14 protein-coding genes are annotated in these 15319 nt (G+C 74.0%); 5 read left to right on the forward strand and 9 right to left on the reverse strand.

Features of this window, described 5'->3' with window-relative positions:
* The first annotated feature begins 192 nt into the window (after positions 1-192).
* Positions 193-870 (forward strand): PH domain-containing protein, encoded by a 678-nt coding sequence (locus ABT263_RS31020; protein WP_329487977.1) that lies wholly within the window; start codon positions 193-195, stop codon positions 868-870.
* Between the two features lie 67 nt (positions 871-937).
* Here the strand turns inward: ABT263_RS31020 and ABT263_RS31025 are convergent, their stop codons facing one another.
* From ABT263_RS31025 to ABT263_RS31035, 3 genes are all read right to left on the reverse strand, one after another.
* The gene (locus ABT263_RS31025) at positions 938-2653 is read right to left on the reverse strand and encodes a phospho-sugar mutase (RefSeq protein ID WP_352295401.1); all 1716 of its coding nucleotides are present in this window, start codon (positions 2651-2653) and stop codon (positions 938-940) included.
* Between the two features lie 154 nt (positions 2654-2807).
* The gene (locus ABT263_RS31030) at positions 2808-3629 is read right to left on the reverse strand and encodes a purine-nucleoside phosphorylase (RefSeq protein WP_352295402.1); all 822 of its coding nucleotides are present in this window, start codon (positions 3627-3629) and stop codon (positions 2808-2810) included.
* A 289-nt stretch (positions 3630-3918) separates the two neighbouring features.
* The gene (locus tag ABT263_RS31035; protein WP_329487974.1) at positions 3919-4356 is read right to left on the reverse strand and encodes a gamma-glutamylcyclotransferase family protein; all 438 of its coding nucleotides are present in this window, start codon (positions 4354-4356) and stop codon (positions 3919-3921) included.
* A gap of 78 nt (positions 4357-4434) precedes the next feature.
* Between ABT263_RS31035 and ABT263_RS31040 the strand changes: the two genes are divergently transcribed.
* Together ABT263_RS31040 and ABT263_RS31045 are read left to right on the forward strand one after the other, a co-directional pair.
* Positions 4435-5889 carry an NAD(P)H-quinone dehydrogenase gene (locus ABT263_RS31040; RefSeq protein WP_352295404.1) on the forward strand — a complete coding sequence of 485 codons (1455 nt, stop codon included), beginning with the start codon at positions 4435-4437 and terminating at the stop codon, positions 5887-5889.
* 236 nt (positions 5890-6125) lie between these two features.
* Positions 6126-7088 carry a DeoR/GlpR family DNA-binding transcription regulator gene (locus ABT263_RS31045; protein WP_329492125.1) on the forward strand — a complete coding sequence of 321 codons (963 nt, stop codon included), beginning with the start codon at positions 6126-6128 and terminating at the stop codon, positions 7086-7088.
* Between the two features lie 123 nt (positions 7089-7211).
* Here ABT263_RS31045 and ABT263_RS31050 read toward each other — a convergent pair whose 3' ends face one another.
* From ABT263_RS31050 to ABT263_RS31075, 6 genes are all read right to left on the reverse strand, one after another.
* A complete protein-coding gene (locus ABT263_RS31050; protein ID WP_352295406.1) occupies positions 7212-8987 on the reverse strand; it encodes an acetyl/propionyl/methylcrotonyl-CoA carboxylase subunit alpha in 1776 nt (591 codons plus the stop codon).
* A 220-nt stretch (positions 8988-9207) separates the two neighbouring features.
* Complete coding sequence (locus ABT263_RS31055; RefSeq protein WP_352295408.1) at positions 9208-9945, reverse strand: hypothetical protein; 738 nt, start codon at positions 9943-9945, stop codon at positions 9208-9210.
* A 118-nt stretch (positions 9946-10063) separates the two neighbouring features.
* Positions 10064-10663: a nucleoside triphosphate pyrophosphatase gene (locus tag ABT263_RS31060; protein ID WP_329487970.1), complete on the reverse strand. Its 600-nt coding sequence runs from the start codon at positions 10661-10663 to the stop codon at positions 10064-10066.
* An 88-nt stretch (positions 10664-10751) separates the two neighbouring features.
* Entirely contained in the window at positions 10752-10877 is a 126-nt protein-coding gene (gene mmpB / locus ABT263_RS31065; RefSeq protein WP_329487969.1) for a morphogenic membrane protein MmpB, read from the reverse strand.
* Positions 10878-11003: 126 nt separating this feature from the next.
* The gene (locus ABT263_RS31070; protein ID WP_093861821.1) at positions 11004-11225 is read right to left on the reverse strand and encodes an acyl-CoA carboxylase subunit epsilon; all 222 of its coding nucleotides are present in this window, start codon (positions 11223-11225) and stop codon (positions 11004-11006) included.
* A 24-nt stretch (positions 11226-11249) separates the two neighbouring features.
* On the reverse strand, positions 11250-12842 hold the full coding sequence (locus tag ABT263_RS31075) for an acyl-CoA carboxylase subunit beta (RefSeq protein WP_352295410.1): 1593 nt from the start codon (positions 12840-12842) through the stop codon (positions 11250-11252).
* Between the two features lie 236 nt (positions 12843-13078).
* Between ABT263_RS31075 and ABT263_RS31080 the strand changes: the two genes are divergently transcribed.
* Positions 13079-13972, forward strand: coding sequence for a biotin--[acetyl-CoA-carboxylase] ligase (locus ABT263_RS31080; protein ID WP_329487967.1), 894 nt, complete (start codon positions 13079-13081; stop codon positions 13970-13972).
* 169 nt (positions 13973-14141) lie between these two features.
* A complete protein-coding gene (locus tag ABT263_RS31085) occupies positions 14142-15266 on the forward strand; it encodes an adenylate/guanylate cyclase domain-containing protein (protein WP_329487966.1) in 1125 nt (374 codons plus the stop codon).
* The last annotated feature ends 53 nt before the right edge of the window (positions 15267-15319 follow it).

A 15319-nucleotide genomic window follows, 5' to 3' on the forward strand; every position in this document is an offset into this window, starting at 1 on the left:
TCGATGCCGGACCGAGATCTCGGCCCGGTGGGCCCGGCCCGGGAGCCGCTCGCGGCCGGGGAGCGCCGGGGGGCGGCGGGGGAACGACGGGAAGCGGCGGGGCCCGGCCGCCGGGCCGGGGGCGACGGCCGGGGCCACCACGGTGATCGCCACCCCTGTAGATCACGGGGTGCATGGGGCAGAATCGTCGCCATGACCGAATCCGACGGCAAGCCCCACCAGGGCTCGGCCGGCTCCGACGGGGAGCCCGTGTACGCCGACCGCGTGTACCGCTCCATTCCCGGTGTGATCTCCGGTGTGCTCCTGCTGGCCGTGGCCGGGTGGCTGATCGGGGACGCGGTGCTGAACGGGACGGGCAGGACCCCGTACGTCGCGCTGGCCGCGGTACCGGTGTTCGCCTTCCCGGTGATCGCCTACACGCTGCGGCCGGCCGTGCGGGTGAACGACCGCCGGCTGGTCGTGCGCAACCCGCTGCGGACGATCACCGCGCCGTGGGCGGCCGTGGACGCCCTGCGCGCGGGGTACTCGGTGGAACTGCTGGCCGGGGGCCACAAGTACCAGGTGTGGGCCGTGCCGGTGTCGCTGCGCCAGCGCAAGCGGGCCAACCGGATCCAGCAGCGCGGCGGCGGGCAGCAGCACGCCTCCCGGCTGGGCACGGCCTTCGGGCGGCCGGCGCCGTCGGTGGTCGAGGGCGCGCCGGACCCGAACCGGGCCTGGTCCGACCAGGTGGTCGCGATCCTCCAGGAGACCGCCGAGCGGAACGCGGGCCGCCCCGACGCGGCAGGCCCGCTGGTCGTGCGGTGGTGCTGGTGGATCATCGCGCCGACCCTGCTCGGTCTGGTCGCGCTGATCGCCGCGATCGTCGCCTGAGCACGCCGAGGAGCACGACGAAGGGGCCCGCCGGGAACGGCGGGCCCCTTCGTCGTGCGCGGGTGGATCAGGCGTCGATGCCGGCGGCCGCGGCCAGGTCGCGCTTGATCGCGCCCAGCAGCTCGGCGGCGCGCACCCGGGCGGGGGCCAGGTCGGCGGCCGAGCCGACCGGGAGGACGACCTCCAGGTAGCACTTCAGCTTGGGCTCGGTGCCGGACGGCCGGACCACGATCCGGGCCGAGCGGACGCCCTCGCCGGCCAGGTAGTAGCGCAGGCCGTCGGTGGGCGGCAGGTCGGCGGAGCCGGCGGTCAGGTCGTCGGCCCGGGTGACCGTCAGGCCGGCCAGCACGGTCGGCGGCCGCTCGCGCAGGCGCTGCATCGCCTCCGCGATCAGCGCGAGGTCCTCCACCCGGACGGAGAGCTGGTCGGTGGCGTGCAGGCCGTGCTCCAGCGCCAGGTCGTCCAGCAGGTCGGCCAGGGTGCGGCCGGACCGCTTGAGGGTCGCGGCCAGCTCGGCGACCAGCAGGGCGGCGGTGATGCCGTCCTTGTCGCGCACGCCCTGCGGGTCGACGCAGTAGCCCAGCGCCTCCTCGAAGCCGTAGCGCAGGCCGTCGGCGCGGGCGATCCACTTGAAGCCGGTCAGCGTCTCGGCGTAGCCCAGCCCGGCCGCCTCGGCGATCCGGCCGAGCAGGGTGGAGGAGACGATGGTGGTGGCGAAGGTGCCGGTGGCCCGCTTGGCGACCAGCGCGGCGCCCAGCAGCGCGCCCACGTCGTCGCCGCGCAGCATCCGCCAGCCGGTGCCGTCGCCGTCGGCGCTGCCGTTGGCCGGGACGGCCACCGCGCAGCGGTCGGCGTCCGGGTCGTTGGCGATGACGATGTCCGGGCCGACCGCGGCGGCGGTGCGGAAGGCGAGGTCCATCGCCCCCGGCTCCTCCGGGTTGGGGAAGGCCACGGTCGGGAAGTCCGGGTCGGGCTCGGCCTGTTCGGCGACCACGGTGGGCGCGGGGAAGCCGGCCCGGTCGAAGGCGGCGACCAGGGTGTCCCGGCCGACGCCGTGCATCGGGGTGTAGACGACGGCCAGGTCGCGCGGGCTGTGCGGGTCCACGATGGAGACGGCGCGGGCCAGGTAGGCGTCCACGACGTCCTCGCCGACGACGTCCCAGCCGTCCTCGGCGAGCGGGACCTCGGCGAGCGAGCCGATCGCGTCGATCTCGGCGGCGATCCCGGCGTCGGCCGGCGGGACGATCTGCGAGCCGTCGCCCAGGTAGACCTTGTAGCCGTTGTCCTGCGGCGGGTTGTGGCTGGCGGTCACGGTGACGCCGGCGGCCGCGCCCAGGTGGCGGACCGCGAAGGCGAGCACCGGGGTGGGCAGCGCGCGCGGCAGCAGGGCGGCCCGCAGGCCGGCGCCGACCACCACGGCGGCGGTGTCCCGGGCGAAGTCGAAGGACTTGTGCCGGGCGTCGTAGCCGATGACGACGAGGTCGCCCAGGTTCTCCTTCTTCACGTACGCCACCAGGCCGGCGGCGGCCCGGATCACCACGGCGCGGTTCATCCGCATCGGGCCCGCGCCCAGCTCGCCGCGCAGGCCGGCGGTGCCGAACTGGAGGCGGTCGGAGAACCGCTCGGCCAGTCGCGACCAGGCGAGCTTGCTGTCCGACTCGGCGTCCGGGCCCTCGGCCGCGGCCAGCAGCGCGGCCAGCTCCTCGCGGGTCTGCGGGTCGGGGTCCTCGGCCAGCCAGGTCCGGGCCCGGGCGAGGAGATCGGTGGTGGGTGCCTGCGTCATGGCTGCGACTCCATGGGGAAGTGCGTCGGTTCGGTCGGCCGGAGGGTTCCGCGAGAGTGGGGCGCGCATGCGGACGGGGCCCGCGGGCGGGTGTGATCAGCGGATCACACCCGCCCGCGAACCCCGTCGCTCACGATTGTGCGTCAGAGCCGGATCAGATCCGCTCAAGGACCTTCGCGAGCAGCGCGCCCATGCGCTCGGCGGAGGCCTTGCCGGCCTCCAGCACCTCGGCGTGGTTGAGCGGCTCACCGGTGATGCCGGCCGCCAGGTTGGTGACCAGCGAGATGCCGAGCACCTCGGCGCCGGCCTCGCGGGCGGCGATGGCCTCCAGCGTGGTGGACATGCCGACCAGCTCGCCACCGATCACCCGGGCCATGTGGACCTCGGCCGGGGTCTCGTAGTGCGGGCCGCGGAACTGCACGTAGACGGCCTCGTCGAGGGTGGAGTCCACCTCGCGGCAGAGCTCGCGCAGCCGCTTGGAGTAGAGGTCCGTCAGGTCGACGAAGTTGGCGCCGACGATCGGGGAGTCCGCGGTCAGGTTGATGTGGTCGCTGATCAGGACCGGCTGGCCGGGGACCCAGCCGTCGCGCAGACCGCCGCAGCCGTTGGTCAGCACGATGATGCCGCAGCCGGCGGCGGCGGCGGTGCGCACGCCGTGGACCACGGTGGCCACGCCGTGGCCCTCGTAGTAGTGGTTGCGGCCCAGGAAGATCAGGGCGCGCTTGTCGCCGATCTTCACGGAGCGGATCGTGCCGGCGTGGCCGGCCACGGCGGGGGCGGGGAAGCCCGGGAGGTCGGTGACCGGGAACTCCGCCACGGTCTCGCCGAGGGCGTCGGCGGCCGGCACCCAGCCGGAGCCCATCACCAGGGCGACGTCGTGGCGCTCGGCGCCGGTCAGCTCGCGCAGGCGCTCGGCGGCGGCCTGGGCGGCGGCGTAGGGGTCGGCGGAGACGACCGACTGAGGAGATGCGTTCACAGGTCCGAGGATAGACGGGAATCGGCTACGCGCGTAGAAGATCCCGGTACGACGTGCCGGATCGTTACCCGGATGGCGTGAAAGTACAGCTCGCAGGCCTGCTTCCGGCGGCCCTGGTGGGAGCAAGCTACAGCCGTCCGGCGCCGCGCGGCCGCTGCCGGGCCGGGCCGGGCGGGCGCCGAGCCGCGCGCCGGCCCGGGGCGGCGGGCGCCTGGGGCCGCGGGCGCCTGGGGCGGCGGCGCGGGCCGGGGGAGTCGGGGGGGGCGGCGGTGCCGCGCGGGCCCGGAGGTCAGCAGGGGCGGCGGCGCAGGTCCAGGACGTAGTCGTGCGGCGCCCCGGCGCTCTCCGCCGCGTCGGCGACCAGGCCCAGGTAGCGGGCGGCGGGCAGGCCGCCCTCGTAGTCGTTGAGCACGTACGTCCAGACCGGGATGTCGCCGTCCAGGGTGTGCGCGCGCAGCTTGATCTTGCGGTAGATGCCGAGCTGGACGCCCTCCCAGCGGTCCAGGCCCTCCTCGTCCATCGGCGCGACGTCGTAGAGCGAGACGAAGACCTGCTCCTTCTCGTCCTCGACCACGGTGGCCAGCGAGCCCTCCCAGCCGAGCTGCTCGCCGCCGAAGGTGAGCCGCCAGCCGTCCAGCCACCCGGTACCGCGCAGCGGGGAGTGCGGAGCGCGGCGGGTCATCTGCCGAGCATCGAGGTTGGTGGCATACGCGGCGTAGAGGGGCATGGGGTGCAGCCTACGGCGACTGGGCGATCGGACAGAAGCCCCGACCCCGGCGTGGCAGCGCGCTCGGCATACGGGACAATGGTGGACGTGACTCGGATCGTGATCATCGGTGGCGGACCCGGCGGCTACGAGGCGGCGCTCGTCGCCTCCCAGCTCGGCGCGGAGGTGACCGTCGTCGACCGCGACGGTCTGGGCGGATCGGCGGTGCTCACGGACTGCGTGCCGTCGAAGACCCTGATCGCGACCGCGGAGGTGATGACGACCTTCGACAGCTCGTACGAAGAGCTGGGCATCATCGTCGCCGACGACACCCCACCGCTGGAGCGGCAGGCCCGGGTGGTCGGCGTGGACCTCGGCAAGGTCAACCGACGCGTCAAGCGCCTCGCCATCGCGCAGTCCCACGACATCACCCAGTCGGTGACCCGGGCCGGGGTCACCGTGCTGCGCGGCCGGGGCCGGCTCGGCGGCGGCGGGCAGGCCGTGGACGGCTCCCGCGAGGTGCTGGTGGACGCGCCCGACGGAAGCGTCCAGTCGCTGCACGCGGACGCGGTGCTGATCGCCACCGGCGCGCACCCGCGCGAGCTGCCGGACGCCCAGCCGGACGGCGAGCGGATCCTGACCTGGACCCAGGTGTACGACCTGGAGGAGCTGCCGGCCGAGCTGATCGTGGTCGGCTCCGGTGTGACCGGCGCCGAGTTCGCGGGCGCCTACCAGGCGCTCGGTTCCAAGGTCACCCTGGTGTCGAGCCGCGACCGGGTGCTGCCGGGCGAGGACCCGGACGCCGCCGAGGTGCTGGAGGAGGTCTTCCGCCGCCGCGGCATGAACGTGATGGGCCGCAGCCGGGCCGAGACGGTCAAGCGGGTCGGCGACCACGTCGAGGTGACGCTCTCCGACGGCAAGGTGATCAGGGGCACGCACTGCCTGATGGCGGTCGGCTCGATCCCCAACACCGCCGAGATGGGCCTGGAGGAGGCGGGGGTGAAGCTCAACGACTGGGGTCAGATCAAGGTCGACCGGGTCTCCCGCACCAGTGCCCCCGGCGTGTACGCGGCCGGTGACTGCACCGGCGTCTTCATGCTCGCCTCGGTGGCGGCCATGCAGGGCCGGATCGCGATGTACCACGCGCTCGGCGACGCGGTGCAGCCGCTGAACCTGAAGACCGTGGCCTCCAACGTCTTCACCGACCCGGAGATCGCCACCGTCGGCTACACCGCCGCCGACGTGAGTTGCGGCAAGATGGACGCGGTCGAGGTCAAGCTGCCGCTGCGGGGCAACCCGCGGGCCAAGATGCAGGGCATCCGGGACGGCTTCGTGAAGCTGTTCTGCCGCCCGGGCACCGGCATCGTGGTCGGCGGCGTGGTGGTCGCCCCGCGCGCCAGCGAGCTGATCCACCCGATCGCGCTCGCGGTGGACGCCAATCTGACGGTCGAACAGGTGGCCAGCGCCTTCACCGTCTACCCGTCCGTCTCCGGCTCGACCGCCGAGGCCGCCCGGCAGCTGCACATCCGCAAGCGGGCCGACGGCGAATCCTGAGCACCGGACGCGCAGTTGGGGGCGGCTGCCGGTCGGCGGCCGCCCTTCGCGCGGGCGGGTCCGTCACCCGGACGGCGGGCGCAGTCCCGGGTTGCTGACGGCGCGTATTGTACGGTCACGCGCCGCTCGTGCGTGAGCAATTCCCGCTACTAGCTGCAAACGCCTGAAAGCAGACGGTCACGCAGGTTACCGTCGGTTCTGTGTTTGCAGCAGAACGTCGCCAGTTGATCCTCGAAATGGTGCGCGCCAACGGAGCTGTGTCGCTCCGCGAACTGGCCCGCGTCGTCCAGACCTCCGAAGTGACCGTACGTCGTGACGTACGGGCACTGGAGGCAGAAGGGCTCCTCGACCGCCGGCACGGCGGCGCGGTGCTCCCCGGCGGCTTCAGCCGCGAACCCGGCTATCCGCAGAAGACCCACCTCTCCGCGGCCGAGAAGAGCGCCATCGCCGATCTCGCCGCGGGCCTGGTGGAGGAGGGTGACGCGGTGGTGGTCGGCGCCGGCACCACCACGCAGGAGCTGGCCCGCCGACTGGCCCGGGTGCCGGGGCTGACGGTGGTCACCAACTCCCTGCTGGTCGCTCAGGCGCTGGCGCACGCCAACCGGGTGGAGGTGGTGATGACCGGCGGCACCCTGCGGGGTTCCAACTACGCCCTGGTGGGCAGTGGCGCCGAGCAGTCGCTGCACGGGCTGCGGGTCTCCAAGGCGTTCATCTCCGGCAGTGGACTGACCGCCGAGCGCGGGCTGTCGACCACGAACATGCTCTCCGCGAGCGTGGACCGGGCTCTGGTGCAGTCGGCTGCCGAGGTCATCGTCCTCGCCGACCACACCAAGCTCGGCGCGGACACCATGTTCCAGACCGTCCCGACCGAGACCATCACCCGGCTGGTCACCGACGAGCACGCCGCCGCCGACGACACCACCGCCCGCGAGCTGGACGCGCTCGCCGACTGCGGGGTGCAGATCGACCTGGCGCCGCTGAGCGCGGCGCCGACCGGGGACGCCCCCGTGCACGGCACCGGCAGCGGGCCCGTCCACCAGACCCAGCCCGGCCCGCTGGCCCGGCGCGCGGCCCCGCCGCCCGGCGGCGCCCCGCTGCCCGGTCAGCGCCGCCCCGGCGCGCACGGCGGCCCCGGTGGGCCGGGCGGTCCGCTGCCGGCCCGGCTCGCCGAGCTGGGGGCCGTCCCGCGCGGGCGCTGACGCCGCCACCGGGCGGGCGCCGGGCCGGTGGCGGCGCCGACCGGTACCGCCGTCGCGGGGCCGGAAACGGAACCGGTCCGCACACCCCGAGGGGCGTACGGACCGGTCCGGCGGCCTGAGCCGTCAGTCCTTGATCTCGCAGAGCGCGGCGCCGCTGCTGACGCTGCCGCCGACCTCGGCCTTGAGGCCGACCACGGTGCCCGCCTTGTGGGCGTTCAGCGGCTGCTCCATCTTCATCGCCTCCAGGACGACGATCAGCTCGCCCTCGGCGACGACCTGGCCCTCCTCGACGGCGACCTTGACGATGGTGCCCTGCATCGGCGAGGCCAGGGTGTCACCGCTGACCGCCGAGCCGGCCTTCTTGGCACCGACCCGGCGCTTGGCCTTGGCCGCACCGCCGGTGGCGGCCGCCGGGGCGGACGCGACGCCCAGCGAGGACGGCAGCGAGACCTCGATCCGCTTGCCGCCCACCTCGACCACCACGGTCTCGCGGCCCTCGGCCTCCTCGCCCTCGCCGGGCGCACCGGCGAACGCGGGGATGGTGTTCTGGAACTCGGTCTCGATCCACCGGGTGAAGACCGTGAACGGCCCGTCGCCGCCGTGCACCTCGGGCGCGAACGCCGGGTCCGTCACGACCGCGCGGTGGAACGGGATGGCCGTGGCCATGCCCTCGACCTTGAACTCGGCCAGCGCCCGGGCGGCGCGCTGCAGCGCCTGCTTGCGGGTGGTGCCGGTGACGATCAGCTTGGCGAGCAGCGAGTCCCAGGCGGGGCCGATGACCGAGCCGGTCTCGACGCCCGCGTCCAGCCGGACACCGGGGCCGGACGGCGGCGCGAACAGCGTCACCGTGCCGGGCGCGGGCAGGAAGCCGCGGCCCGGGTCCTCGCCGTTGATGCGGAACTCGATCGAGTGACCCCGCACCTCCGGGTCGTCGTACCCGAGCTCCTCGCCGTCGGCGATCCGGAACATCTCGCGGACCAGGTCGATCCCGGTGACCTCCTCGGAGACCGGGTGCTCGACCTGGAGGCGGGTGTTGACCTCCAGGAAGGAGATCAGCCCGTCCTGGGAGACCAGGAACTCGCAGGTCCCGGCGCCGACGTAGCCGGCCTCCTTGAGGATGGCCTTGGACGCCCGGTACAGCTCGGCGTTCTGCTCGGGGGTGAGGAACGGCGCGGGCGCCTCCTCGACGAGCTTCTGGTGCCGGCGCTGCAGCGAGCAGTCACGGGTGGAGACGACCACCACGTTGCCGTGCTGGTCGGCCAGGCACTGGGTCTCGACGTGCCGGGGGTTGTCCAGGTACTGCTCGACGAAACACTCGCCGCGACCGAAGGCGGCGACCGCCTCGCGAACCGCGGACTCGTAGAGCTCCGGGATCTCCTCCAGCGTGCGGGCGACCTTGAGGCCGCGGCCGCCACCGCCGAACGCCGCCTTGATGGCGACCGGGAGGCCGTGCTCCTGGGCGAAGACGACGACCTCGTCGGCGCCCGAGACCGGGTCCGGCGTGCCGGCGACCAGCGGGGCACCGGCGCGCTGCGCCACGTGCCGGGCGGTGACCTTGTCACCGAGGTCGCGGATGGCCTGCGGGGGCGGGCCGATCCAGGTCAGGCCCGCGTCGAGGACGGCCTGGGCGAACTCGGCGTTCTCCGACAGGAAGCCGTAACCGGGGTGGACGGCGTCCGCCCCCGAGTCGGCGGCGGCCTTCAGGACCTTCGCGATGTCGAGGTAGCTGGTACCGGGGGTGTCGCCGCCCAGCGCGTAAGCCTCGTCGGCCGCGCGGACGTGCAGCGCATCCCGGTCCGGCTCGGCGTAGACGGCGACGCTGGCGATACCGGCGTCCGAGCAGGCCCGGGCGACGCGGACGGCGATTTCTCCGCGGTTGGCGATGAGCACCTTGCGCACTGTGGCTCCCTTCTTGAACCTGGTCGAGTTTATGGATTTCTGGGTGGTACCGGCGAGTAGCCCCAGGTTGTGAACTATCCCACACGGAGGGTGATGCGTTCGGGGACCCGGTCCGCGACCCGGTCGGGGTCTTCCCAGGTGGGTGCCGGTGCCGTCGCCGGGAGCCGTCCCGTGCGGACGGTGACGGGGCGGCGCGGCGACGCGGTGGCCTTGGCCACACTCACCCCGCGGCGGCCGCGGAGGCGGCCCGCTCGCGGGCCGGCGCGGTGATGTCGGCGGCCAGTTCCACCACATCGGGGCCGTAGGCCTTCGGGTTGACGACCTTCAGGACCAGGGCGAACGAACCGTCCTCACCGTACCGGCGGGCGAGCCGGCGGTGGTTGGCGACGAGGTAGCGGACGCCGGCGTGGTTGGCGATGCCGGTCTGGCCGGATATCAGGAAGACCGGGCGCCCGCCCTCGGGGGTGGCGAGGCGCGCCAGCAGGGCGTAGACCTCGGTGTCCCAGTCGACGGTGAAGGTCCGGTCGCCCACCACGATGACGTTGTTCGGGCCCTCCGAGCCGTTGGTGACCGTCACTCCGGGCAGCCCCCAGGCCAGGTGGGCGGCCATCCGCTCGTTGCTGCTGGGGCCGCCGAAGCAGAACTCGGTCTTGGTGCCCAGGCCGCGGTGGACGGCGTCGTGCGCGACCAGGTCGGTCCGCGCGTCGCACTCCTTCACCAGGGCGGCCAGCTCCATCAGCGCGTAGGCGTCGCGCCGGGTGACCGTCCGGGCGTGCGCCCCGACCCCGACGCTGCGGTTCACCACGATCAGGCACTCGCTGCCGGCCGGCAGGCCGAAGAAGGCGCGGACCCGCTCCAGTCGCCGGCGGCGGCGCAGGTTCTGCGCGAGCCAGGCGAGCGCGGCACTGATCGCGCTCGCCACCAGCCCCAGCAGCACGTTGAGCAGACTGTCGGTCATCGGCCTGTCCCCTCCCCGTTCGAACGGCGGCGGTCAGCCTAGCGGGCTCCCGCGAGGGCCACGGGGACGGCCGGTGAGGGGACCGGTCGGTCCTCGTGGCGGGGGAGCCGGCGGCGGGTCAGGCCCAGAGGTCGGTGATCCGGACGCCGAGGTCGGCGAGCAGCCGGCGGAGCAGCGGCAGGGAGAGGCCGATGACGTTGCCCGGGTCGCCGTCGATGCCCTCGACGAACGGCGCCGAGCGGCCGTCCAGGGTGAACGCGCCGGCCACGTGCAGCGGCTCGCCGGAGGCGATGTAGGCGGCGACCTCGTCGTCGTCCGGGGTGCCGAAGCGGACGGTGGTGGAGGCGGTGGCCGAGGACTGCTCGCCGGTGGCGGTGTCGATCACGCAGTGCCCGGTGCGCAGCACCCCGGACCGGCCGCGCATCGCCTGCCAGCGGGCGAGGGCCTCGGCGGCGTCGGCGGGCTTGCCGAGCGCCTGCCCGTCCAGCTCCAGCACCGAGTCGCAGCCGATCACCAGCTCGCCGCCGGTCAGCTCGGCGGCGACCGCCTTGGCCTTGGCCTCGGCGAGGACGAGGGCGAGCTCGGCGGGGCTCGCGGCGGTGATCGCGTCCTCGTCGACGCCGCTGACCACCACGCGCGGGTCGAGGCCCGCCTGGCGCAGCAGCCCGAGGCGGGCGGGGGAGGCGGAGGCGAGGACGAGGGCGCGGCGGTCGGTCATGCCCACCAGGGTAGGGGGTGGCCGCCGTCGCTCCGCCCGCCCGCCGGGGGCCGGGGGCCGGTCCGGGCGCCGGTCGGACCATCACCGGTCAGACCATCAGCAGGACGGCGATCAGCAGGAGGCAGGCCGCGAGCACATGGCCGGCGCGGCGGAGCCTCTCCTGCAGTCGGCGGGCCTCCGGGGAGGGCTCGTCGCGGGGGTCGGACCAGAGCACCTGTCCAGGGTGCGTCGCGCCGCCGCGGTGACGCCTGAGTACGCGTACTCAGCTTTCGGGGCAATCCGGGCGCGCGAAGGGGGTGGGACGCCGGACGGGCCGGTCTCCCACCCCCTCCCGGCGGTGCTAGCCGGCCCAGCCCGAGGTGCGCCAGGCGTTGACGCCCGGGCGGGGGGTGGCGCGCAGCCGGCGGGCGCGGTCGTTCCAGGCGGAGTCCGGGCCGGCGCCGGCCCGGCGGGCCGCCTCGGCGGCCGCCTGCGCGGCGGCGGCCCGGGACTGGACCACCGCCAGGACGGTGGCCAGCTCCTCGGGGGTCGGCTGCCCGTGCAGCACGTGGATCGGGGCCATGGCTCAATCCTCTCGCGGCAGCGCTTACAGGGGGATGTTTCCGTGCTTCTTCGGCGGCAGCACCTCGCGCTTGCCGCGCAGCGCGCGCAGCCCGCGGACGATGTGGCGGCGGGTGTCGCTCGGTGCGATGACGGCGTCCACGTAGCCGCGCTCGGCGGCCAGGTACGGGTTGAGCAGGGTGTCCTCGTACTCGGCGACCAGCTCGGCCCGGCGGGCGTCGACGTCGGCGCCCGCGGCGGCGGCCTCGGCCAGCTCGCGCCGGTAGACGATGTTGGCCGCGCCCTGCGCGCCCATCACCGCGATCTGCGCGGTCGGCCAGGCCAGGTTGAGGTCGGCGCCCAGGTGCTTGGAGCCCATGACGTCGTACGCGCCGCCGAAGGCCTTGCGGGTGATCACGGTGATCATCGGCACGGTGGCCTCGGCGTAGGCGTAGATCAGCTTGGCGCCGCGGCGGATGATGCCGTCCCACTCCTGCTCGGTGCCGGGCAGGAAGCCGGGCACGTCCACGAAGGTGATCACCGGGATGTTGAAGCTGTCGCAGGTCCGGATGAACCGGGCGGCCTTCTCGCTGGCGTTGATGTCCAGGCAGCCGGCCAGGTCCATCGGCTGGTTGCCGACGATGCCGACCGGGTGGCCCTCGACCCGGCCGAAGCCGGTGATGATGTTGCCCGCGTACAGCGCCTGGGTCTCCAGGAACTCGCCGTCGTCCAGGACGTGCTCGATCACCGTGTGCATGTCGTACGGCTGGTTCGCCGAGTCCGGCACGAGGGTGTCGAGTTCGAGGTCCTCGTCGGTGACGGAGAGGTCCGCCTCCTCGGGGAAGGCCGGCGGGTCGGAGAGGTTGTTGGAGGGCAGGTACGAGAGCAGGCTCTTGACGTACTCGATCGCCTCCTTCTCGTCCGCGGCCAGGTAGTGCGCGTTGCCGGACTTGGTGTTGTGGGTGCGCGCGCCGCCCAGCTCCTCCATGCCGACGTCCTCACCGGTGACGGTCTTGATCACGTCCGGGCCGGTGATGAACATGTGCGAGGTCTGATCGGCCATCACCACGAAGTCGGTGATCGCGGGCGAGTACACCGCGCCGCCCGCGCAGGGGCCCATGATCAGCGAGATCTGCGGGACGACCCCGGAGGCGTGCACGTTGCGGCGGAAGATCTCGCCGTACAGGCCGAGCGAGACCACGCCCTCCTGGATCCGGGCGCCGCCGGAGTCGTTGATGCCGATGACCGGGCAGCCGGTCTTCAGCGCGAAGTCCATCACCTTGACGATCTTCTCGCCGAACACCTCGCCGAGCGAGCCGCCGAAGACGGTGAAGTCCTGCGCGAAGACGGCGACCTGACGGCCGTCGACGGTGCCGTAGCCGGTCACCACGCCGTCACCGTACGGGCGGTTCTTCTCCTGGCCGAAGTTGGTCGAGCGGTGCCGGGCGAACTCGTCGAACTCCACGAAGGAGCCCTCGTCCATCAGCTCGACGACGCGCTCACGCGCGGTCAGCTTCCCCTTGGCGTGCTGCTTCTCCACGGCCTTGGCGGAGCCGGAGTGCACCGCCTCGTCGATCCTGCGCCGCAGGTCGGCGAGCTTGCCGGCGGTGGTGTGGGGGTCGTACGGGGCCTCGGTCATCGGGTGGGCTCTCCCTGATCCATGGGCCGCGGCCTGTTCGGTGGTACGCGCGTCTGGGCGGGGACACGCGCATGAGGGCAGGGCGGCGCAACGAACTACCGTCGAGTAGCGTAGCCAGCGCCGGGGCTTTCCGGTTATGGCCAGCGACACAGTGTGTCAACGCCCGTTCTGCGGGACGATATGGCGGCCTACGGCCACCGCGCGGCGGGCGGGGCGAAACCCCTAGTCTCGTGGTCATGACCGACTCCGACACCCCCCGCCGCAGTGGACTGCGCGGCTTCGGCCACGCCGGGCCGTCGCCCTGGACCGATCTGGACCGGCCGCCGCTGGACGCCGAGGCGCTGCGCCGCGACCTCGTCCGGCCGGGCGGGTTCTGGACCGCGCTGGACGTCGTCACCGAGACCGGTTCCACCAACAGCGACCTCGCCGCCCGGGCCGGGGCCGGCGCGCCGCAGGGCGCCGTGCTGGTCGCCGAGGCGCAGAGCGCCGGGCGCGGGCGGCTGGAGCGGCAGTGGACGGCGCCGCCCCGGTCGGGGCTCTTCCTCTCCGTCCTGCTTCGCCCGGACGAGGTACCCGTCGAACGGTACGGCTGGTTGCCGATCCTGGTCGGCGTCGCCGCGGCCGCCACACTGAGCCGGGTCGCCGAGGTCGAGGTCGGCCTGAAGTGGCCCAACGACCTCCAGGTCACCGTCGACGGCGCGGAGCGCAAGCTCGGCGGCATCCTCACCGAGCTCAGCGGCGGCGCGGTGGTGGCCGGCCTCGGCCTCAACGTGTCGCTGCGCGAGGGCGAGCTGCCCGTCCCGACCGCCGCCTCGCTGCTGCTGGCCGGCGCCGCGGTGACCGACCGGTCCACCCTGCTCCGCGCGCTGCTGCGCGAGTTCGCCGTCCTCTACACCGAGTGGACGGCCGCGGCCGGCGACCCGCACGCCAGCGGTCTGCTGGCCGCCTACGCGGACCGCTGCACCACGCTCGGCCGTCCGGTCAAGGTCCACCTGCCGGGCGACCGCGAGCTCGTCGGCGAGGCGGTGGCGATCGACGGCGACGGCCGGCTGGTGGTCCGCACCCCCGACGGTGCACGGCGTCCGGTGGGCGCGGGAGACGTCGTCCACGTGCGCCCCGAGCCGCGCTGAGCGGCACTCTTCACCTCTCCTTGACCCGGGCGGATGCCCCGGATCGCGGGATTCCGTGCGAACATTCCACCTGGCAGCAGTGTGAGGCGCGCCACTGCCCGGCGGGTGGCGGGCGCGTTCGGACAGGCAGGACACGAGGCAAGTGCGGCGACCGCACGGGGACGGACCGGTGGCAGAGGACGGCGGCAACGGCGGTACGGCGGGCTCCGACGACCAGACGGTCGCGCTCGACCTGGAACGCCTGATCCTGGACGCGCCACGCCGCTACACCCCGTACCAGGCCGCGCGGGCCGCCGACGTCCCGATGGAGCTGGCCACCCGCTTCTGGCGGGCGATGGGCTTCCCGGACATCGGGCAGTCCCGGGCGCTCACCGACGGCGACGTGATCGCGCTGCGCCGGCTCGCCGGTCTGGTGGAGTCGGGCCTGCTCAGCGAGCCGATGGCGATCCAGGTCGCCCGCTCGACCGGGCAGACCACCGCCCGGCTGGCCGGCTGGCAGATGGACACCTTCCTGGAGAACCTCACCCAGTCCGTCGAGCCCGGGCTGACCCGCGCGGACGTGGCCTACCCGCTGGTCGAGCTGCTGCTGCCGGAGCTGGAGCAGTTCCTGGTGTACGTCTGGCGCCGCCAGCTGGCCGCCGTCACCGGCCGGGTGGTGCAGGCCGCCGAGGACACCGAGATCACCAGCGGCCGGCTGGCCGTCGGCTTCGCCGACCTGGTCGGCTTCACCCGGCTCTCGCGCCGGCTGGAGGAAGAGGAGCTCGGCGAGCTGGTCGAGACCTTCGAGAACACCTGCTCCGACCTGATCGCCGGCCAGGGCGGCCGGGTGATCAAGACCCTCGGCGACGAGATCCTGTACGTCTCCGAGGACCCGGGGACGGCCGCCGAGATCGCGTTCAGCCTGATCGAGGCGCTGGCCGAGGACGACACCATCCCCGCGCTGCGGGTCGGCATGGCCTTCGGCACCGTCACCTCGCGGATGGGCGACGTCTTCGGCACCACGGTCAACCTGGCCAGCCGGCTCACCTCGATCGCCCCGAAGGACGCGGTGCTGATCGACGGCGAGTTCGCGGCCGCGCTGGAGCAGAACGGCAGTGTCGCCCCGGCCGACGCGGACGGGCCGGGGCTGGCCGAGGCGCTGTCGGCCGCCTCCGGACTGCCCGCCTCCGGACTCCCGGTGCCGGCGCCGGACGCGGGGCGCCGGTTCAGCCTCCAGCCGATGTGGCGCCGGCCGGTGCGCGGGCTGGGGCTGGTCGAGCCGTGGCTGCTGTCGCGGCGGCCGCGCGGCGAGTAGCGGGCGCCCCCGGACCGCCGGGCTCCCGGAGGCCGCGGGGAGTACCCGGCCGC

This window comes from Kitasatospora sp. NPDC001603 (assembly GCF_040298365.1).
In the GTDB taxonomy this organism is placed as follows: Bacteria; Actinomycetota; Actinomycetes; order Streptomycetales; family Streptomycetaceae; genus Kitasatospora.